Below are 19,067 nucleotides of genomic sequence, written 5' to 3' on the forward strand. Positions count from 1 at the left end.
GCTCAGGTGGTCGAGGCCGAGGTCGCAGCCGTGATGACGATGATGATGACGATCGCGGTAGCCGCTCTAGCGGACGAGGCCGAGGTCGCAGTCGTGATGACGACGATGATGACGATCGTGGTAGCCGCTCTAGCGGACGAGGCCGTGGCCGCAGCCGTGATGACGACGATTATGATGGTCGTGGACAAAACTCACGCAATCAAAAACGTGATGCCTCTGGACGTTTTACGTCTTAAGCATACTGTTTTAAAAACAAAGGAGGCTTTTGCCTCCTTTGTTTTTTAATTTATTTACTTCACTGTGGGAGGAGTTGTAGCCCTTTTACAATATCAATGTACTCAGAACCATTTAACCAAAAAGATTTTTTTAAGAATAACGTCGTCATAATACTTTCTGCTGCTTCACTCTCTGGATTTTCACAGAATAATCCGTAGCTTTCACCCAAAACCGCATCATTTTCAATCAGGCGAATATAGTAGGCATGTTGCTCATTTGCATAGCCTAAAACCGCATCACGTTGATTTTTCATTTCGCATGTCTCCATACCAAAAAACTGAATTTAACCAGAATGTTAAGTGTTCAGAATCTCATTTGATAAAAATCAAAAAACCGTCAGTCATAAAGACTAGTTCTAATCAGGTTCTGATTTCTTCAAATTACCATTTTAGTTTAAACATCCCTGTTAAAAGCAAAATGGATTAAAATCTGATCATGGGATTTATTGTTATGCAAAAAAAATATTTCGTCAACTTGAAAATGTAACTTTTTCAAGTTACATTGTCTGGGTAGGATTTGAACAGTGAAAAGGGAGGCAATATGCCAAAGAAAAAAGAGTTCGAGCATGGCGGTGTACGAGAAAATGCCGGACGTAAAGCACAGTTCAATGAACCCACAAAAGTGATTCGTGTTCCCGAGTCTCAAGTTAACTTTATCAAAAATTGGTTACTAAATAATGTCAAAACCAATAACTTGACCGACTTTAACTCAAAACTTAATGTACAACAGGTCCACCCGAATAACGATAAAATTTACCATATTCCTTTGGCAACTGAACGTGTTGCTGCTGGTTTTCCTTCGCCTGCACAAGATGATATTGAGCAAGCGCTCGATTTAAATGAATATTTAATTAGAAATGAAAATGCTACTTTCATTGTTAAAGCCAATTCTTTATCCATGCTCGATGCTGGAATTGATATTAATGATCCACTTATTGTGGACCGTAGTATTCCCGCTAAATCGGGAGATATTGTAATTGCACTTATCGATAATGATTTCACTGTTAAGCGCTTAATGATTGATACCCAATTTCAGCCGCCTAAAGTTTGGCTAAAGGCAGAAAATCCTGATTATCAAAATATTTACATTGAAGACGGTCAAGAACTGGTTATTTGGGGAGTCGTAACTTATAACCTGAAACGGATGAGATAAATTTTTTCGTATTTATTAATCAAGTTACTGACCAGAACTGGCGGCCAGTAACTTTTGGCTGAGTAACTTTTAAATTTGCCCAATCAATAAACATGTAGCGATGACAACCATTAAACCACCTGAAAAACGGCCAACTAACTGTGCTGCTTGTGGTCTGGTTTTTAAAATAGCTTCTGAACCATAACCCACCATTAAATAAATAATCGCGCAGCTAATCATGTGAACAACACCAAAGGCAAGAATCTGTGTGGTTACGGTCCATGAAGCAGTAGTGTCAATAAATTGAGGAAGCAGGGCTAAAAAGAGTAAAAAAACTTTCGGGTTTAACCCACTTACATATACACCTTTGGTTGCCCAGCTCAACCATGACTGAGCTTTTTCAGAACCAGACTCGTTCGGAGTAGGAGGGGTAAGTAATAAGTTTATCCCCATCCATAATAAATAAGCAGAACCTGCAATTGTTAGGATCATGAGAGCAGTCGGGTTATTTGCTACAAGCAGACCAACACCAGCCGCTACCAATAAAATCGTAATAAAGTGCCCAAATAGCATACCTGCAACAGCCGGTACGACGACTTTGCCCTTAATTCCTGCCGAAATGGCATAGGCCCAGTCTGCCCCTGGCGTAATAATAAAAAGAATGGAGACGCTCCAAAATGCAATAAAAATGTTAAAAGCCATATGCTTATCTCGGCAAACTATTTTCCAAAGGTTTCGCTCGTGGTTTAGAAAAAATCCCTATTTATTCGAGCTTGTTGAAAATAATATGCTCATGTATTTAGAATGTGCTTTTAAATATTTGCTCATACCACACGCATTTGGGGTAAATTTTTCTAAATGGATCGTACAGATAAAAAGATTCTTGCTGAATTGCAATTAAATGGCCGATTATCTATTACTGAATTGGCTGAAAAAGTAGGTTTAAGCATTTCACCTTGCCATAGACGAGTGAAGGCTTTAGAAGAGTCGGGAGCCATTAAAGGCTATCGGGCAGAACTCGACCCAAATTTAGTGGGATTTGAGTTTTCAGCGATTGTTTTTATTACGCTTAAAGAAGGGGATAAACAGGCAGTCGAGAAGTTTGAAAATGCAGTAATAGATATCCCGCAAATTATTCAAGCGCAGCGCTTGTTTGGTGAGCCTGACTATTTGCTGCATGTGGTGGCTAAAGATTTGCCTGCTTTTCAACGGTTGTATGATGAAAAGTTATCTGCTATTCCAAGTGTGCAACGACTCATCTCAACCATTGTCATGAAAGATGTAGTGCCTGAACGATTATTCCCGATTGGCTAAGAATAAGCAGATGTAAAAAAAGAAGCTTGATAGCTTCTTTTTTATTTGTATGCGTTTAGACATCTAGTGTTTTACATAAAGAGCAGATGGTGCCGTTATGTTTGTGAGAGAACATAATATCGGGGCGCTCGTAACCTTCTTCACATACGCGGCAGTGGTAGACGGTGGCAACAGGTGTACCTTCAGCATCGTAACGTGGCTCTTTAATACCGTCATCGTGTGATTTGATGTAGTATTTTCCTTTGGTTAATAAGCCCATTATTGGTGTTAATACAAAGGCAAGTATAAGCGCGATAAGTGGTGAGTAAGGCGCCAAGAAACTACCAAGTAAGCCGAAGAATGCGGCAATCGATACGCCTGCTGATACAAGGAATGCCACCATACCGACAGGGTTCACGTTGTATAGCATGTCACGGCGATATTCCGGTTCTTTCGGTGAAAGTTTTAAAACATATTTATTGATTGAAATGTCTGTTGCAACAACCACAACCCACGCGATCGCAAAGTTTGAATAGAACCCTAAGATTTTACCCAGTACCGCAAACATGTTGCCTTCCATTAAAGCAAGTGCAATTGCCAAGTTCACCATCACAAACACAATACGACCCGGATAATGTTTGCTAATACGAGTGTAGGCACTTGTCCATGCAAGGGAACCTGAGTAAGCATTGGTCACATTAATTTTAATTTGAGAAATGACCACTAAAATCACTGCGAGTGTCAAAGCAGCCCAACCCGGAAGCATGTCATGAAATGCTGCATTAAACTGTTGAACAGGTTCAGTGCTGTTTACGCCCGGTATTTTAGTCAGTAAATAGAACCCTAAAAATGCCCCGATAATTTGTTTGATTGCGCCTAAAATCACCCAACCCGGACCCGCTGAAATAACCGCAGCCCACCATGCTTTGCTATTTTCTTTTGTTTTTGCAGGCATAAAGCGCAAGTAATCAATTTGCTCACCAATTTGCATAATCAAAGATAGACAAATACCAGCACCTAACATGATTGCGGCCATGTCTACGGTTGCAAAACCTTCTTTACCTGTAAAAGTAGCAAATTGGCTGACTAAGGTTGGTTCTTGGTAAATTAGGTATGCCACAGGACCAATCATCAGGATGAGCCAAAGTGGAGTGGTCCAAACTTGTAATTTACTCAAGGCTTTCATGCCGTAAATCACCAGCGGTATGACCATAACGGTTGAGATGAGGTAGCCAGCCCAAAGCGGAATGCCTAAACCGAGCAATAACCCTTGCGCCATGATTGAACCTTCAAGGGCAAAGAAAATAAATGTGAAACTGGCGAAAATGATACTGGTAAGAACCGAACCGATGTAACCGAAACCTGCGCCACGAGTAATCAAATCAAGGTCGATGTTATAGCGCGCTGCGTAGTAGGCTAAAGGAATGCCGGTTAAGAAGATAATAATCGCTGCAAATAAAATGGAGAAAACAGCATTGGTTGTTCCATAAGACATACCAATACTGGCGCCAATAGAAAAGTCAGCAAGATAGGCAATACCACCAAGTGCAGTAATAGCGACAACTTTGGGACTCCAGCGCCGAAAGCTGTGTGGAGCATAACGTAAAGTATAATCTTCTAAGGTTTCATTCACTGCTTTTTGTGAATCTGTACCTTGCACAGTGTCCAAATTTGGATGTTCAGATACACTCATAACATCAATCTCCCAATCATTTTCGGTCAATCAACACAAATATTGATCATTGTTTTTTGATGGTTTTGAGTGTGTGATTTTTGGGAAAAATTGAAAATACGTTATTTTGCGTATATGTGCGTATTCGAGAAAATCGCCATGATAAATGACTTTTGGCATAAGGATTGCTGGGTTTAATGCAGCCCTATCCAAAACATGAGTGTTATGCCAGATTCTTCACGCCCCCAACAAGCGCCACAACGTGTGATCAAAACACGCCGTGAATATAATATTTGGGTGGCAGATGAAAGTATCGAAGATTATGCGCTCCGCTATGCACCTACCTCAGTAAGAAAATGGTCACCTTGGACCGTTACCAATACCGCAATTTCGACTGTTAGTTTTCTGGCGATGGAAGCCATCGGGGCGACCATGCTTTGGCAGTATGGCTTTAGCAATGCAGTCTGGGCAGCCATTGTCGTATGTACCATCATATTTTTAACCAGTTGGCCGATTAGTTATTACGCCGCAAAATATAATGTAGACGTCGATTTGCTTACTCGTGGTGCAGGTTTTGGCTACATTGGCTCGACCATTACATCTCTAATTTATGCCAGCTTTACCTTTATTTTACTTGCGTTTGAAGCTGCCATTATGGCGATGGCACTTGAGCTAGCTTTAGGCATTCCACAAGTTGTTGGTTACTTAATTTCGGCATTATTGATTTTGCCTTTAGTGGTCAAAGGCATTGGTTTTATTAACAAAGTTCAGGCAATCACGCAGCCAATCTGGCTCTTATTACTATTATTGCCGTGGTTTTTTGTACTTTGGAAACAGCCACAAATTTTAAGTAGTAGTCTGCATTTTGTTGGTGCGGTTTCAAACTCGACCGATTTTAATCTGTATTACTTTGGTGCGGCGTGCACTCTTATTTTTTCATTTGTGATCCAAATTGGTGAGCAGGCCGACTATTTACGTTTTTTACCCCAACAAGAAAAGAATAGAACTGCATGGCGTTTTGCTGTTTTCTTAGGTGGTCCATCTTGGATTATTTTTGGTTTTCTAAAAGTTTTGATGGGCATGCTGCTGATGGTATTGGCTTTTCAGCTGTTTATTCCTGTCTCTGAACTAGACAATCCGACATATTTGTATTGGGTTGCCTATCAGCAATTTATTCCAAATCCTCAACTTGCTTTAATTCTCACATTAGCACTGGTTTGCTTGGCGCAAATTAAAATTAATATGACCAATGCTTACGCTGGCTCATTGGCATGGTCCAACTTTTTTGCCCGCTTGACTCATAGTCATCCGGGGCGAATTGTCTGGCTTCTTTTTAACGTTTTTATCGCCATTGTTTTGATGGAAATGGGAATTAGCCATGCGGTTGAACGCATTTTGGGATTATATAGCAATATTGCTTTGGCATGGATTGGCGCCGTTGTTGCCGATTTAATTATCTGTAAGCCTTTAGGCCTAAGCCCAAAGGGAATTGAATTTCGCCGTGCTTACTTATATGACATTAACCCCGTAGGTGTGGGCGCCTTACTGATTGCCTCAGTGTTATCGATGCTGAGTTATTTGGGCTTTTTCGGACTCATGGCAAAAGGATTAGCGAGTTTCATTGCTTTGGGGAGTGCGATGTTATGTGTTCCTATCATTGCTTACTTAACCAAAGGCAAATATTACATTGCACGCCAACCCGAAAAAATTCAGGCGACGTCAGTTGCAAATTGTGTGGTGTGTGAACGGGACTATGAACTCGCTGATATGGCGGGCTGCCCAGCCTATAACGGTACGATTTGCTCCCTTTGCTGTTCACTCGAAGCACGCTGTCACGACTTATGTAAACCTGATGCACGTTGGTCGGTACAACTTAAGAAAGCCATCTGGCACTATTTACCAGAACGTTGGGCCAGTCGTTTAAATAGTAGAGTCAGTTTATATTTATTACTGACTTTAGGGCTATCGATCGTTTTAGCAGTCAGTTTAAGTTTGGTTTATATCCAAGAAAAAACCTATTTAGAAACCATTAATGCAGCGGCCGTTCCTCAGCTATTTACGCTGTTTGTCAAAATTTACACCATTTTATTTTTATTGATGAGTGTTGCAGCATGGTGGCTCGTTTTAAACGATGAAAGTCGTCGTAATGCTGAAATTGAAACACACCAACAAACAGCATTATTGATTGATGAAATTGCGGCTCATGAAGTCACTTCAAAGGACCTGCAAGATGCAAGAATTTCAGCAGAACGGGCAAATGATGCAAAAAGCCGTTATGTCATTGGCATTAGTCACGAACTAAGAACACCTCTAAATAGTATTTTGGGCTATAGCCAATTGCTTCAAAAACAAGAACAGCTTTCAGAACAAGGCAAAATGGCGCTCGGGGTGATTAGCCGTAGTGGACAGCATTTGACTTCACTGATTGATGGTTTACTAGATTTAGCACGCATTGAAACAGGCAAGATTTCTTTAAATGTAGTGGATGTGCATTTCCCAAATTTTATTGAACAAATTATTCAAATGTTTCAGCCACAGTTTGAACAGAAGAATTTACAGTTTATTTATGAAATTGGAGAGAACCTACCGCACTATGTCCGTACCGACAAAAAACGCTTAGAACAAGTGCTCATCAATTTATTGGGCAATGCTTTAAAGTTTACGACGAGCGGCACAATTACTTTAAAAGTCGAGTACCGTTTTCAGACGGCTTATTTTGAAATTAGAGATACAGGATGTGGTATTGCTGAGGTCGATTTAGAGCGAATCTTTAATCCGTTTGAACGGGGCAGTAATGTAGTACAAGGCGGGTTTACTGGAACAGGGCTAGGCCTACCAATTGTAAAATTGTTGGTCGATTTACTTGGTGGCCAGCTATCTGTGACTAGTCAGCTCAATCAGGGTTCACAATTTAAGATTAAGTTTTACTTACCTTCAAAAGAAGTGGTTCATCCGATTTCTAATGTTTACTCCAACCAAATTACGGGTTATCAAGGCGAGCGAAAGCGCATTTTGGTTGTCGATAATGAAGCGGTAGACCGAGGCCTAGTCGCTAATTTTCTAAAACCGTTAGGATTTATGATTGAAGAAGCCGAGTCGGGCATTGACTGTTTAAGACGTGTACCTATTTTTCAACCTAATCTGATTTTGATGGATTTAAATATGCCTCTGATGGGTGGCTGGGAAACAGCACGATTATTGCGCCAGAATAATATTACCAATGTGCCGATCTTAATTATTTCCGCCAATGCAGGCGAGCGCGAAGTCAATCCACAAGATGCAGTCTTAAGTGAAGACTTTATGTTAAAACCAATCGATCTGAATTTGTTGCTGAGTAAAATTGGAGACAAATTAGGTTTGCTATGGATTGATTCCAAATCAGATACTCATTTTGAAAATAATGAAGTTCAAGCACTGGATGTAAAAGTGTTTAAGCAAGAGCAAGCTACTGTTCATACATCAATTACACAACCAGAAAATAATGATCTGCTCGATTTACCGCAAAGCTTGCAGCAATTAAATGATTTAATTGGACAGGGTTATATTCGAGGAATTCAACAGACTTTAATGCAATGCCGTCAAAATTTTCCGGAGCACGATGAGTTATGGGAACAGCTTGAACAGGCGATTCAAAAGTTTGATTTAAAACACGCGCAACGATTAATTCAGGATAAGCAATGAGTACGCAACATGTTTCTTTTCAGCAAGCTTCGCCAAACGAGCAGGCTGTTATTCTGATTGTGGATGATGTGCCAGAAAATTTAGGCTTGCTACATGAAAGTCTGGATCAGGCCGGTTATCGCGTGCTTGTCACAACCGATGGATTAAGTGCTATTGAAATAGCACACCGATGCTTACCAGATATGATTTTACTCGATGGCAATATGCCACATATGGATGGTTTTGAAAGTTGTATACAGCTTAAAGCGAGTCCGATTACGCAGTTTATTCCCGTCATTTTTATGACAGGCTTGTCGGAAACAGAGCATATAGTGCGAGGTTTTCAGGTCGGTGGGGTGGACTATGTAACCAAGCCTTTGAATATTGAAGAAGTACTAGCAAGGGTAAAAACACATTTGGCACATGCCAAACTATTGCAGCAACAAAAACAGGTGATTGATGCGACGGAAACAGCCATTCTTGCGCTAGATGTTCACGGTAAAATTGTTTGGAAAACCCAAAAAGCCAGTGATTTATTGAATCAATATTTACCTGAATTAGGAGGTTTTGAAGCAGGCTTAAAAGCTTGGTTTTCAGATTTGGAACAGGAAAAAGATCCTAAAAAATTAACAAGCTGTTCTTATTCGACACCATCTCAGCAATTACAGCTTTTATTGCTTACGCCGTGGCAATCTGGCACAAGTGTGGCGAAAAATTATCTTATCCAGATAAAAACATCTACGCCAGCTTTGGAAATGGCTGATATTTTAAAATATTGCCCACAGTTGACTCAACGTGAGGCAGAAGTCATGCATTGGTTGTTGTTAGGGAAAACCAATAAAGATATTGCTGAAATTTTGGAGCTTAGCCCGCGGACGGTAAACAAACATTTAGAACATGTTTTTGAAAAACTTTGCGTTGAAAATCGAACTGCTGCCGTAGCGCATATTAATAGTCTGGTACAAGAGTTTCATTAAGTTAAATGAACATTGTATTTAAAAAGCATACAGACTCGCTGCTAAAAACAGGCTATTTTTTTACACTTAGATTTGTTCTTATAGATAAAGATTATACCAAGTCATTTCTAAATAAATATGAGTCATAATACGAGGAATTCATTGTGAATATTCAACAAAAAGATGATGCAAAACACGGCAGCTTTAGCTTACTTGATGGTGAAACCGTTGCCGGTGAAATGACTTATACATGGGCAGGCGATGGCATGCTAATTATTGATGCCACAGATGTAAATGAAAATTATCGCGGACAAGGTGTAGGTCGCCAATTACTTGATGCTTTGGTGGCTTTTGTTCGTGAAAAAGAAGTAAAAGTGATTCCGCTTTGCCCATATGCCAAATCGGTTTTTGATAAAGACCCAAGCATTGGTGATGTACTTAGAAAATAAGCAATAGATTGAAAATCATTTAATAAAAATCGGGCCTTGGTGTCCGATTTTTTATTGGTTTTATTATTCATCTTTGTTTTATTGAATATGTTTTGAGCGGTTGTATTCAACAGATTTGAAGGTTTTCGATTGCCAGATCGAATATATCAAACTTATAGAAAAGCTTATCTAATAAAAATAGTTTTAGACCAATTGGGAAAAAAATAAACTCGTTGCACAAATATTTAATAGCTGACGAAAGCTAAATATTTATAACGTTTTAATATTATTTTTTGGAATTTTCCTTGAACTGGCAGTATATCCATAGTGTGTTGCCGCAATTTTTCTCTGCGACTTTGACCACGCTGAAAATTTCAATTATCAGCATTATGTTGGCAATTATTGTAGGGCTGATTTGCAGCATTTTAATCACATATCGCGTGCGGGTGCTAAATAGAATTGCCCAGTTCTATATTGAGTTATCTCGAAATACCCCTTTATTAATTCAACTGTTCTTTTTGTATTACGGTTTGCCAAAGCTCGGTATCAAAATCGATGGTTTTGCTTGTGGTGTGATCGGACTGACCTTTTTAGGCGGAAGCTATATGGCTGAAGCTTTCCGAGCAGGTTTGCAGTCTGTTGCAAAAGGGCAGATAGATTCTGCAAAAAGTATTGGTCTACAACCGATTCAAATTTTTAGGTATGTCATTTTCCCTCAAGCACTGGCTATTTCAATTCCGGCAATAGGGGCAAATTGCCTATTTCTGATTAAAGAAAGTTCTGTGGTCAGTGCAATTGCTGTCGTTGAACTGCTTTTTGTCACTAAAGACTTAATTGGTATGGACTATAAAACCACCGAAGCTTTGTTCTTACTCATCATAGCTTATCTGATTATTTTATTGCCCGTGTCTATTTTAACCAGTTATCTGGAACACAGAAGTCGGAAGGTGAGCCATGGAACTTGATTATTTATTTCAAGCGAGTCACCTCGAACGTTTAATGTGGGGACTTTGGGCAACTGCAAAAATTGCATTTATTTCAGTGTTTTTCTCTGCAATTTTCGGCACAATTTTCGGCGTCATTATGACCTCTAAAAACATAGTCGTTAAATCGCTGTGCCGTCTGTATTTAGAAGCCATTCGAATCATTCCAATTTTAGTTTTGCTGTTTGTGTTTTATTTCGGCTTTGCAACATGGTTTAACTGGCAGTTTTCAGCAATGTGGGTATGCGTTGTTGTATTTGTTTTGTGGGGCACTGCAGAAATGGGCGATTTGGTCCGTGCAGCTATTACTTCAATTGATCAGCATCAACGCGATTCGGCCTATGCCCTCGGACTAACTCATGTTCAAGCCTTGGTCTATGTCATTTTCCCGCAAAGTCTAAAACGAGTAACACCAGGCGCGATTAACTTATTTACCCGAATGGTGAAAACCAGCTCTTTGGCAGTCCTGATTGGTGTGGTTGAGGTCATTAAAGTTGGCCAGCAAATTATTGAAAATTCGCTATTGACCGTGCCAAGTGCTTCTCTTTGGATTTATGGCTTTATTTTTATTTTGTATTTTCTGATTTGCTATCCCTTATCTCGTTTGGCGGCACATTTAGAAAAGGTCGGGGAGTAATTATGCCTTTGTTATCGATACAACAATTACAGAAATCATTTGCACAAAGTCATATTTTACAGGGCATTGATCTGGATGTAGAACAAGGAGAGGTGGTTGTTATTTTAGGTCCATCGGGCTGCGGTAAAAGTACCTTATTGCGCTGTATTAACGGCTTAGAACCGATTCAGGGTGGCGAAATTCGTTTAACTGGTTCAGGTGTGCTTGGTAAAGATGTGGACTGGACTAACGCTCGTCAAAAAATTGGCATGGTTTTTCAGAACTATGAGCTATTTGGGCATATGAACGTTATTGACAACATTTTGCTTGGGCCACTCAAAGTGCAAAAACGCCACCGTGATGAAGCTGAACAAGTAGCAGATGAGTTGTTAAAGCGAGTGGGACTGTTTGAGCGAAAACTTGATTATCCAAGACAGCTTTCAGGTGGACAAAAACAACGTATCGCTATTGTGCGTTCACTGGTCATGCAACCTAAAGTCATTTTGCTTGATGAAATTACCGCTGCGCTTGACCCGGAAATGGTTAGAGAAGTGCTCGATGTCGTACTCAAGTTAGCGAATGAAGGAATGACCATGCTGATTGTGACACATGAGATGTCCTTTGCACGCAAGGTTGCCGATCGCATTATTTTCATGGATAAGGGCAAGATTATTGAACAGGCTTCACCAGAAGAATTTTTTGAACAGCCGAAAACAGAACGAGCGAAAGCTTTCTTAAATATTTTGTCGTACTAAATTTTTATTATTTGAATCATGAGGAAGTGAATGTTTAAACGTAATTCAATAAAAATATTAAGCAGTCTTGCTGTTGCTGGGGTGTTGTTAACTGCATGTAGTAAAACGCCATCCACTGAACGGGCAAGTAATAGTCAAGAAGACCATTCTTTAGAGCAAGTCAAAAAAAATGGAGTTCTACGCGTTGCCGTTTTTGCTGATGATCCGCCGTTTGGTTATGTAGACAGTGCGGGGAATAATCAGGGCTTTGATGTGGCTTTAGCAAAACGTGTGACTAAAGATTTGCTCGGTGATGAAAAGAAAGTTGAGTTTATTGTGACTGAAGCTTCAAATCGGGTGGAGTTTTTAAAATCAAATCGTGCCGATGTTGTATTCGCGACATTTACAGTAACACCAGAACGTAAAGAGGTTGTCGATTTTGCTGAGCCTTATTTAAAAGGTGCTTTTGGTATTGTTTCGCCTAAAGCCAAGCCGATTACTGACATTGCTCAATTAGAAGGTAAAACTTTAATTGTAAATAAAGGCACAAGTTCAGATACCTACTTTACCAAGCATTATCCGAAAGTAAATTTACTCAAGTTTGAAAGAAACTCGGATGCCTTCAAAGCCTTAACCGACGGTCGTGGTGACGCAATTTCACAAGACAGTACTTATGCCTTGGCGTGGGCTGCGAAGAACCCAAGTTATGTGGCGGGTATTCAGTCTATTGGTGATCAAGAGTTTATTGCACCAGCGGTTAAAAAGGGCAATACCCAATTATTGAATTGGCTCAATACTGAAATTAAGCAGCTCAGAACAAACGGTGAAATTAATAAAATTTATGATGAAACCTTGAAACCAATTTACGGTGACTCGGTTAATCCGAATGTGTTTTTAGATGTAGGCCAATAATTTTCGATATCGCTAGAGCAGTGTCTACCAATAGGCGCTGCTGTTTTAAATAAGACTTTTACAAGAACGATAGGGTGAAATAATGACAACATTAACATTTCAAAACGTGAAGCATATTTTGGCTGCATCTTTACTGAGTTTGGGTTTGGTTGCATGTGACAAAGGAACTCAGTCTACTGAAAAAACGGCAGATACCACACAAACTGTGTCGAGTATTGAACAGATCAAAAAGAATGGCGTGGTACGAATTGGCGTATTTAGTGATAAACCACCGTTTGGATATTTAGATGCTCAAGGTAAAAATCAGGGTTTTGATGTAGAGATTGCTAAGCATGTCGCTAAAGATCTGCTGGGTGATGAAAACAAAGTTGAGTTTGTTTTAACTGAAGCGGCTAACCGTGTCGAATATTTAAAAGCCAATAAAGTGGATATTATTTTTGCCAACTTTACCGTTACGCCAGAGCGTAAAGAAGTGGTCGATTTTGCTAAACCTTATTTAAAAGTTGCTTTGGGGGTAGTTTCTCCTAAAAGTCATCCGATTACTGATGTGGCTCAACTTAAAGATAAAACTTTATTGGTAAACAAAGGTACAACAGCTGATTCATTCTTCACTAAGACGCACCCTGAAATTAAGCTACAAAAGTATGAGCAAAACACTGAAACTTTTGACGCTTTAAAAGATGGTCGTGGCGCTGCACTTGCACATGATAACTTGCTGGTTTTAGCTTGGGCTAAAGAAAATCCAAATTACACTGTTGGCATTACCAATTTAGGTGAACAGGACTTAATTGCACCAGCAGTGAAAAAGGGTGACAAAGAGTTACTGGACTGGTTGAACCAAGATTTAGAGAAACTGGCGAAAGAAGGCGTGATTCATCAAGCTTATGAAAAAACTTTAAAACCAGTCTATGGCGATACGATTAATCCAAAAGATTTATTGGTTGAATAGGACTCTAGATAGTATTTACTCGAGCTAGGATTCATCTACAGCCTACCCATAATTTTTAAAAATAATGTTTTTTGCAATATTTTTTATAGATGTAAACAGTGGGCAGGTTCTGTAGATGAGAAATTTTTTTTGGTTACTTTTTTCAAAAAAATTAACAGAATTAGCTGCTTACTTTAGAGATTTAAAGGTAGGATTCCATCGTGCTAATTCCTTGACTTTATATTACTTTAACTTAAATAAAGTCGGCTCTGCTGCTAATTTATCTGCCAAATATTGAATCAACACACTCAATTTAGGCGGGACATGCCGTGTCGGTGGGTACAGTAACCACAGCCCGCCACTGTAATAGGTTTTAAAATACCAATCTGGTAAAACCTGAACTAATGTGCCTTGTTGTAGAGCATGACGTGCGACAAAGTACGGTAAGCTCGCAATACCTAAATGCTGTAATGCAGCACTCAAACGCACACCTGTATGGTTCGCTGCATAACGCCCACGCACAGCCACACTTATCGATTTATTTCCTTGTTGAAATTTCCATTTTGAGTCACTGGCTTGTTCGCCCAAGTAAATACATTCATGCTGCTTTAAATCATGAGGATGGCTCGGTGTGCCATGCTTTGCTAAATATTCAGGTGTAGCACAAACCAAATGATCAATATCAATCAGCTTTCGACCCATTAGGCCCCCAGATGGTTGCTCTGTAATTCGAAGTGCTAGATCAACTCCATCATCAATGAGATCTACATAGCGATCTTCTAAAAGCATTTGAATATCAATTTTCGGGTAGCGCTCTAAAAACTCAGGTAAATGCGGATGAATCATAAAATGCCCCACAGCTTTCGGAACACTCATGCGAATAACGCCTTCGGGTTCGACATGAAATTGCCCTGAACTTTCCATGACTGCTTGGGCTGCATTCACCATATCTACACAACGTTGATAGACCTGTTGCCCACTTTCACTTAAACGAAGTTTTCGTGTAGTCCGATAGAGTAAGCGGGTGCCTAAAGCACGTTCTAATCGAGCAATCGCACGACTAACAGCGGAAGGTGTTGTACCAAGCTGGCGGGCAGTTTCAGAAAAACTTTCCGATTCGACAACCTTAACGAAAGTCGCCATTTCATTTAACAGAATCAGACTTTGATTTGTGCTCATGAGGCAAAAGTTATTTGGATTTTGATTGGATTATCGCGTTTAAAAAATCGCAATACAATCTTTTAGGTGATTTTCAGGAAACTAAATTGTTATGTGGCAGTTGTATGGACATGAGTTTTTAACGCTAGCTCTTATTCACTTTATGGCGGTGATTTTACCGGGACCAGATTTTGTGATTACGGTAAGACAAAGTGTACGTTATGGCTATTTGATTGGTTGTCTAACCGCAATTGGTATTGGTGTCGGGATTTCAGTACATGTGTTTTATACACTTGTTGGTATTGGCTTTTTGATTCAACAAAGTGAGTGGCTCATGTCACTGATCAGAACAGCGGGAGCAGCTTACTTGTTGTATTTAGGATGGCAGTGTTTACGTAGCCAGCCGAATACCACTATTGAGATTAATGGCCAAGCAGACAGTGATACGCCGAGTTTATTTAAAGCTTTTACGATGGGTTTTCTTACCAATGCGTTAAACCCAAAAGCCTCTATCTTTTTTCTGGCAATTTTTACGACGATTGTAAGTACGACCACACCAATGAAAGTTCAAATCTTTTATGGAGTATGGATGTGTATGGTCAATGCCATCTGGTTTATGGTGGTGAGCGTACTGTTTGCACAGCCTATTGTACGTAAACGATTTTTGGAGTTTGGAGTTTACTTTGAGCGGGTAATGGGAGTGTTGTTAATTGGGATTGCATTGAGGTTGATTTGGGGATTGTTTGTTTAATTGCCGTGAGTATTTAATGGGGGTGCAGAAGTACGATTTTAGATTGTATATAGTTTTTACGGCGTTCATACCAGTATTTGCTCGTGCTAAATTTCATCCACAGCCTGCCCATAATTTATAAAGATAATGTATTTGCAATATTTTTTGAAAAATGAAAACAGAGAACAGGTTCTGTGGATGAGAAAGTTTTTGGTTACTTTTTAAAAAAAGTAACAGAATTAGCTGCTTTCTTTGGAGGTAAAACGGTAAGACTCCGCCGTGATAACCACTAATAATTTTTAGCTCAACCTAAAGTCATCTGCGAACTATTGCATAGCACGACAGAGTATTATCGCTTAAATTTTTAATTCCTTCAGTCGCCTTCGGCTGGACTTACTTTGGTTTCGCTCTGAGAAGCGTCTAAAGCTTCGTAAGAGCAAAAGCATTGTCATCTGCAAAACCTGTCGACTTATTTCATTTAACTAGTATTTCACAGAAATAGAATCTTTTTGATGCTACGCAGGTTGCAGACGACTTTTGCTCGAGTACATGTAGTGCTAGGACTATTTGAGTTTTAATAGTTTCCTCATTGAAAAATTGAATTTTAATGATGGCAAATTAATTATAAAAAAAGACCGCTCGAAAGCAGTCTTTTTTTAATAAATTTAATTGCTACGCCGATTACGCGTCAGTTGATGTAATACCGACACCAATAAATCAATTTCTTCAGTCGTATTATAAAAAGCCAAAGACGGACGTACAGTTTGTTCTACACCAAAACGACGTAAAATTGGCTGTGCACAGTGGTGCCCAGAACGTACGGCAATACCATGTTGATTTAAAGCTTTACCGACTTGTTCAGTTGAATAGCCTTGTAAAGTAAAGGACATGACACTGGCTTTGTGATGTGCGGTTCCTATCAAGCGTAAACCAGACACACTGCTGAGCGCATTTTGACCATATTCGAGTAGATCATGTTCATAGCGAGCAATGTTATGAATACCTAGACTTTCGACATATTCAAGCGCAGCGCCTAAACCAACAGCATCGGCAATGTTTCCAGTTCCAGCTTCAAACTTGTTTGGTGCAGGTTGGTAAACTACTTGTTCGAAGGTCACATCCTGAATCATGTTACCGCCGCCTTCCCAAACAGGCATACTTTCTAGCAATTCTGGTTTTGCATAGACCGCACCAATACCCGTCGGCCCAAACACTTTATGTCCTGAAAACACAAAAAAGTCTGCATCGAGAGCTTGTACATCGGTAGGGATGTGCGAAACAGATTGAGCACCATCAACTAAAACACGTACACCTTTGGCATGGGCAATTTTAATGACTTCAGCAACAGGTGTAACTGTTCCCAAAGCATTCGAAACCTGAGTAATCGATAGCAGTTTAGTGCGCTCATTAATCAGTTTTGGCAACTCTTCTAAAATAATCTGGCCCGTGTCATCCACAGGAATGACTCGTAATTTCGCTCCAGTTTTTTTAGTGAGTTGATACCAAGGCACAATATTGGCATGGTGTTCTAAGTGAGAAACAATAATTTCATCACCTTCACCAATATTTTGCTCACCCCATGTTTTTGCAATCAGGTTAATGCCTTCGGTTGTTCCTCGAACAAAGATAATTTCTTTAGAAGAGGGTGCACCAATAAATCGGGCAACTACATTTCTTGCATGCTCATAGGCATCGGTTGCACGAGCCGCTAACTCATGTGCAGCACGGTGAATATTTGAGTTTTCATGCTGATAAAAATAAGCAATCCGGTCAATCACGCGTTGCGGTTTTTGTGTGGTCGCAGCATTATCCAACCAGACTAGAGGGCGGCCATTGACGCGTTCTTGTAAAATTGGGAAATCGCGGCGAATGGCGTGTATATCTAGCGGTTGCGCACTGCTTGCTACAAAGGTGGGTTGTGATGGTTGATAATGACTATAACTTTGTCCACTTTGAGGCAAGTCTAAAAAATAAAATGCAGAGCTTGCCGAACTTTGGGTAGGCGTGTTCGTTGCAAAACGATCTTCAGCCAGCAATGATTTCAGCTGGTCACCATGTGGCAACTGAAAAGACTGCGCAACTGAGTAATTATCCTCAACACCTTTAACTGAAGGTTCTGCTGTACTTGGAGCAGAAAAATCATTTAAAAAATAATAAGGTGATTCACCTGCACCAGTAGGTAAGCTTGGTTCAATGCGTGGCACATTGGGTTCACTATGAGCAACTTGTGGCAAATGTGGTTCAAATGGTGGGCGCGGTAAATTCGCACCACCAACCACAGGCGCAGACGCTACAATTCGGCGTTCAGGGTAGTCTGGCAAATTTGGAATATGCTCAGGATATTCCGGATTGAGACTTTTCTGAAAGGCGATATTAGGCGCACGACCAGTGAGTGCAGAAAATGGTTCACCTGGTTGTGGTGGGTGCGGCGGTGCTCCAACAGGTAAGTCCAGATTAAGTCCCGATGGAGAAGCCGAACTGCTTGAGCTTGGTAATGCTGAAAAAAACTCATTGGCAAGACGGGCAATCGTGGATTCATCGGGGAAGTTGGCTGGTGGATTAACACCAACCACTTCGGGCCCTGTTGGACTACCTTGCAGATTATTTGTAGTTAACTGGGTAGTCATGATATTTGTCCACCTCCACATCATCTAGTACTGCCAACGCATCATCGGTGAGTACTGCAAGTGAGCAATATAACGAGATCAGATACGACGCAATTGCGTTACGGTTAATTCCCATAAAACGTACTGAAAGACCCGGCGACTGTTCTCCTGCAAGGCCTGGTTGGAACAAGCCAACAATGCCTTGACGCTTTTCACCAACACGAAGTAGCAAGATTTTAGTTTTGCCATCTTCAACCGGAATTTTATTGGACGGAATAAGTGGAATACCGCGCCATGTAATGAACTGAGAACCAAATAAGCTAACCGTTGGAGGTGGTACGCCACGACGTGTACATTCACGGCCAAATGCTGCAATAGCATCAGGATGCGCTAAGAAAAATCCCGGTTCTTTCCAGACTTTACGTAGCAAATCATCAAAATCATCTGGAGTAGGTGGGCCATTTAAGGTCGAAATACGTTGGTCATCTGTCACACTTGCCAATAAACCATATTCAGGGTTATTGATAAGCTCACTTTCTTGACGTTCTTTAATGGTTTCAATGGTTAAGCGAAGCTGTTCTTTAATTTGGTCATGTGGGCTGCTGTAAAGGTCGGCAACACGTGTATGTACATCTAAAACAGTAGATACACCATTTAAAAAGTATTCGCGTGGCTCTGGGTCATAATCAACAAAAGTCTGAGGTAAAGTTGCTTCATCACGCTGAGTGCAAGCTACCTGAATATCATCGGTATTATTCACACGGTTTAGGCGATAAATACCCGCTTCAACAGGAAGCCATTGAAGTAAATGAGTCAGCCATCGGGGAGTAATCGTAGAAAGTTGGGGGGCTGTTTTTGTTGCATTGGCCAGTTGGCGAGCCGCGTGATCCCCAAGTGCAAGTTGGGCTTTGTCTGTATTTTTCGCCATGAATCATTTTTCCTTATTACATTGGCTTTTTGAAAATAAAAATTCTAGGATTTATA

General features: G+C 40.3%; 18 protein-coding genes and 2 pseudogenes. 12 read left to right on the plus strand and 8 right to left on the minus strand.

The window, feature by feature from the left end; all coding sequences use genetic code 11:
* Positions 1–236: pseudogene (locus tag OD757_RS08270) on the plus strand (stress-induced protein); the annotation flags it as partial.
* Between the two features lie 59 nt (positions 237–295).
* Here OD757_RS08270 and OD757_RS08275 read toward each other — a convergent pair.
* Positions 296–529 carry a hypothetical protein gene (locus tag OD757_RS08275; RefSeq protein WP_009388226.1) on the minus strand — a complete coding sequence of 78 codons (234 nt, stop codon included), beginning with the start codon at positions 527–529 and terminating at the stop codon, positions 296–298.
* Between the two features lie 287 nt (positions 530–816).
* On the opposite strand from OD757_RS08275, the gene OD757_RS08280 reads away from it, so the two are divergent.
* The gene (locus OD757_RS08280) at positions 817–1,428 is read left to right on the plus strand and encodes a LexA family protein (protein WP_009388319.1); all 612 of its coding nucleotides are present in this window, start codon (positions 817–819) and stop codon (positions 1,426–1,428) included.
* A gap of 69 nt (positions 1,429–1,497) precedes the next feature.
* Here the strand turns inward: OD757_RS08280 and OD757_RS08285 are convergent, their stop codons facing one another.
* Positions 1,498–2,109, minus strand: a complete 612-nt coding sequence (locus OD757_RS08285; RefSeq protein WP_032056392.1) for a LysE family translocator — start codon at positions 2,107–2,109, stop codon at positions 1,498–1,500.
* A gap of 156 nt (positions 2,110–2,265) precedes the next feature.
* Between OD757_RS08285 and OD757_RS08290 the strand changes: the two genes are divergently transcribed.
* Positions 2,266–2,721, plus strand: coding sequence for an Lrp/AsnC family transcriptional regulator (locus OD757_RS08290; RefSeq protein WP_000376211.1), 456 nt, complete (start codon positions 2,266–2,268; stop codon positions 2,719–2,721).
* Between the two features lie 55 nt (positions 2,722–2,776).
* Here OD757_RS08290 and OD757_RS08295 read toward each other — a convergent pair whose 3' ends face one another.
* Positions 2,777–4,393 (minus strand): purine-cytosine permease family protein, encoded by a 1,617-nt coding sequence (locus OD757_RS08295; protein WP_263031538.1) that lies wholly within the window; start codon positions 4,391–4,393, stop codon positions 2,777–2,779.
* Between the two features lie 195 nt (positions 4,394–4,588).
* Between OD757_RS08295 and OD757_RS08300 the strand changes: the two genes are divergently transcribed.
* The 3 genes from OD757_RS08300 to OD757_RS08310 all read left to right on the plus strand — a co-directional run bounded on the left by OD757_RS08300 (position 4,589) and on the right by OD757_RS08310 (position 9,437).
* A complete protein-coding gene (locus OD757_RS08300; RefSeq protein ID WP_263031539.1) occupies positions 4,589–8,053 on the plus strand; it encodes an ATP-binding protein in 3,465 nt (1,154 codons plus the stop codon).
* Positions 8,050–9,009, plus strand: coding sequence for a response regulator transcription factor (locus tag OD757_RS08305; RefSeq protein WP_263031540.1), 960 nt, complete (start codon positions 8,050–8,052; stop codon positions 9,007–9,009). The genes OD757_RS08300 and OD757_RS08305 overlap by 4 nt, the downstream gene beginning before the upstream one ends.
* 143 nt (positions 9,010–9,152) lie before the next feature.
* A complete protein-coding gene (locus OD757_RS08310; protein ID WP_263031541.1) occupies positions 9,153–9,437 on the plus strand; it encodes a GNAT family N-acetyltransferase in 285 nt (94 codons plus the stop codon).
* Between the two features lie 106 nt (positions 9,438–9,543).
* Here OD757_RS08310 and OD757_RS08315 read toward each other — a convergent pair whose 3' ends face one another.
* Entirely contained in the window at positions 9,544–9,657 is a 114-nt protein-coding gene (locus tag OD757_RS08315; RefSeq protein ID WP_263031542.1) for a hypothetical protein, read from the minus strand.
* A gap of 64 nt (positions 9,658–9,721) precedes the next feature.
* Here OD757_RS08315 and OD757_RS08320 point away from each other — a divergent pair, with 64 nt between their 5' ends.
* From OD757_RS08320 to OD757_RS08340, 5 genes are all read left to right on the plus strand, one after another.
* Positions 9,722–10,381: an amino acid ABC transporter permease gene (locus OD757_RS08320; RefSeq protein ID WP_263031543.1), complete on the plus strand. Its 660-nt coding sequence runs from the start codon at positions 9,722–9,724 to the stop codon at positions 10,379–10,381.
* Positions 10,371–11,036 (plus strand): amino acid ABC transporter permease, encoded by a 666-nt coding sequence (locus tag OD757_RS08325; protein WP_263031544.1) that lies wholly within the window; start codon positions 10,371–10,373, stop codon positions 11,034–11,036. The genes OD757_RS08320 and OD757_RS08325 overlap by 11 nt, the downstream gene beginning before the upstream one ends.
* 2 nt (positions 11,037–11,038) lie before the next feature.
* Positions 11,039–11,770 (plus strand): amino acid ABC transporter ATP-binding protein, encoded by a 732-nt coding sequence (locus tag OD757_RS08330; protein ID WP_001130360.1) that lies wholly within the window; start codon positions 11,039–11,041, stop codon positions 11,768–11,770.
* A 30-nt stretch (positions 11,771–11,800) separates the two neighbouring features.
* Positions 11,801–12,661 carry a transporter substrate-binding domain-containing protein gene (locus OD757_RS08335; protein WP_263031545.1) on the plus strand — a complete coding sequence of 287 codons (861 nt, stop codon included), beginning with the start codon at positions 11,801–11,803 and terminating at the stop codon, positions 12,659–12,661.
* Between the two features lie 82 nt (positions 12,662–12,743).
* Positions 12,744–13,610, plus strand: coding sequence for a cysteine ABC transporter substrate-binding protein (locus tag OD757_RS08340; RefSeq protein WP_000209985.1), 867 nt, complete (start codon positions 12,744–12,746; stop codon positions 13,608–13,610).
* 42 nt (positions 13,611–13,652) lie between these two features.
* Here the strand turns inward: OD757_RS08340 and OD757_RS08345 are convergent.
* A pseudogene (locus tag OD757_RS08345) lies at positions 13,653–13,756 on the minus strand (hypothetical protein).
* A 76-nt stretch (positions 13,757–13,832) separates the two neighbouring features.
* Positions 13,833–14,768, minus strand: a complete 936-nt coding sequence (locus OD757_RS08350) for a LysR family transcriptional regulator (protein WP_263031546.1) — start codon at positions 14,766–14,768, stop codon at positions 13,833–13,835.
* A gap of 91 nt (positions 14,769–14,859) precedes the next feature.
* On the opposite strand from OD757_RS08350, the gene OD757_RS08355 reads away from it, so the two are divergent.
* Positions 14,860–15,498 (plus strand): LysE family translocator, encoded by a 639-nt coding sequence (locus OD757_RS08355; protein ID WP_263031547.1) that lies wholly within the window; start codon positions 14,860–14,862, stop codon positions 15,496–15,498.
* Between the two features lie 644 nt (positions 15,499–16,142).
* On the opposite strand, the gene OD757_RS08365 is transcribed toward OD757_RS08355, so the two are convergent.
* Positions 16,143–18,104: a family 2A encapsulin nanocompartment cargo protein cysteine desulfurase gene (locus tag OD757_RS08365; RefSeq protein ID WP_263031548.1), complete on the minus strand. Its 1,962-nt coding sequence runs from the start codon at positions 18,102–18,104 to the stop codon at positions 16,143–16,145.
* The gene (locus OD757_RS08370) at positions 18,079–19,011 is read right to left on the minus strand and encodes a family 2A encapsulin nanocompartment shell protein (protein WP_239936972.1); all 933 of its coding nucleotides are present in this window, start codon (positions 19,009–19,011) and stop codon (positions 18,079–18,081) included. The genes OD757_RS08365 and OD757_RS08370 overlap by 26 nt, the downstream gene beginning before the upstream one ends.
* Positions 19,012–19,067 lie beyond the last annotated feature (56 nt).

The organism is Acinetobacter sp. AYS6 (assembly GCF_025630795.1).
GTDB lineage: Bacteria > Pseudomonadota > Gammaproteobacteria > Pseudomonadales > Moraxellaceae > Acinetobacter.

Coding starts and splice junctions, on each gene's coding strand:
- OD757_RS08355 (WP_263031547.1), top strand. CDS start 14,860: ATGTGGCAGTTGTATGGACATGAGTTTTTAACGCTAGCTCTTATTCAC.
- OD757_RS08295 (WP_263031538.1), bottom strand. CDS start 4,393: ATGAGTGTATCTGAACATCCAAATTTGGACACTGTGCAAGGTACAGAT.
- OD757_RS08330 (WP_001130360.1), top strand. CDS start 11,039: ATGCCTTTGTTATCGATACAACAATTACAGAAATCATTTGCACAAAGT.
- OD757_RS08290 (WP_000376211.1), top strand. CDS start 2,266: ATGGATCGTACAGATAAAAAGATTCTTGCTGAATTGCAATTAAATGGC.
- OD757_RS08365 (WP_263031548.1), bottom strand. CDS start 18,104: ATGACTACCCAGTTAACTACAAATAATCTGCAAGGTAGTCCAACAGGG.
- OD757_RS08340 (WP_000209985.1), top strand. CDS start 12,744: ATGACAACATTAACATTTCAAAACGTGAAGCATATTTTGGCTGCATCT.
- OD757_RS08280 (WP_009388319.1), top strand. CDS start 817: ATGCCAAAGAAAAAAGAGTTCGAGCATGGCGGTGTACGAGAAAATGCC.
- OD757_RS08285 (WP_032056392.1), bottom strand. CDS start 2,109: ATGGCTTTTAACATTTTTATTGCATTTTGGAGCGTCTCCATTCTTTTT.
- OD757_RS08325 (WP_263031544.1), top strand. CDS start 10,371: ATGGAACTTGATTATTTATTTCAAGCGAGTCACCTCGAACGTTTAATG.
- OD757_RS08305 (WP_263031540.1), top strand. CDS start 8,050: ATGAGTACGCAACATGTTTCTTTTCAGCAAGCTTCGCCAAACGAGCAG.
- OD757_RS08275 (WP_009388226.1), bottom strand. CDS start 529: ATGAAAAATCAACGTGATGCGGTTTTAGGCTATGCAAATGAGCAACAT.
- OD757_RS08370 (WP_239936972.1), bottom strand. CDS start 19,011: ATGGCGAAAAATACAGACAAAGCCCAACTTGCACTTGGGGATCACGCG.
- OD757_RS08350 (WP_263031546.1), bottom strand. CDS start 14,768: ATGAGCACAAATCAAAGTCTGATTCTGTTAAATGAAATGGCGACTTTC.
- OD757_RS08300 (WP_263031539.1), top strand. CDS start 4,589: ATGAGTGTTATGCCAGATTCTTCACGCCCCCAACAAGCGCCACAACGT.
- OD757_RS08335 (WP_263031545.1), top strand. CDS start 11,801: ATGTTTAAACGTAATTCAATAAAAATATTAAGCAGTCTTGCTGTTGCT.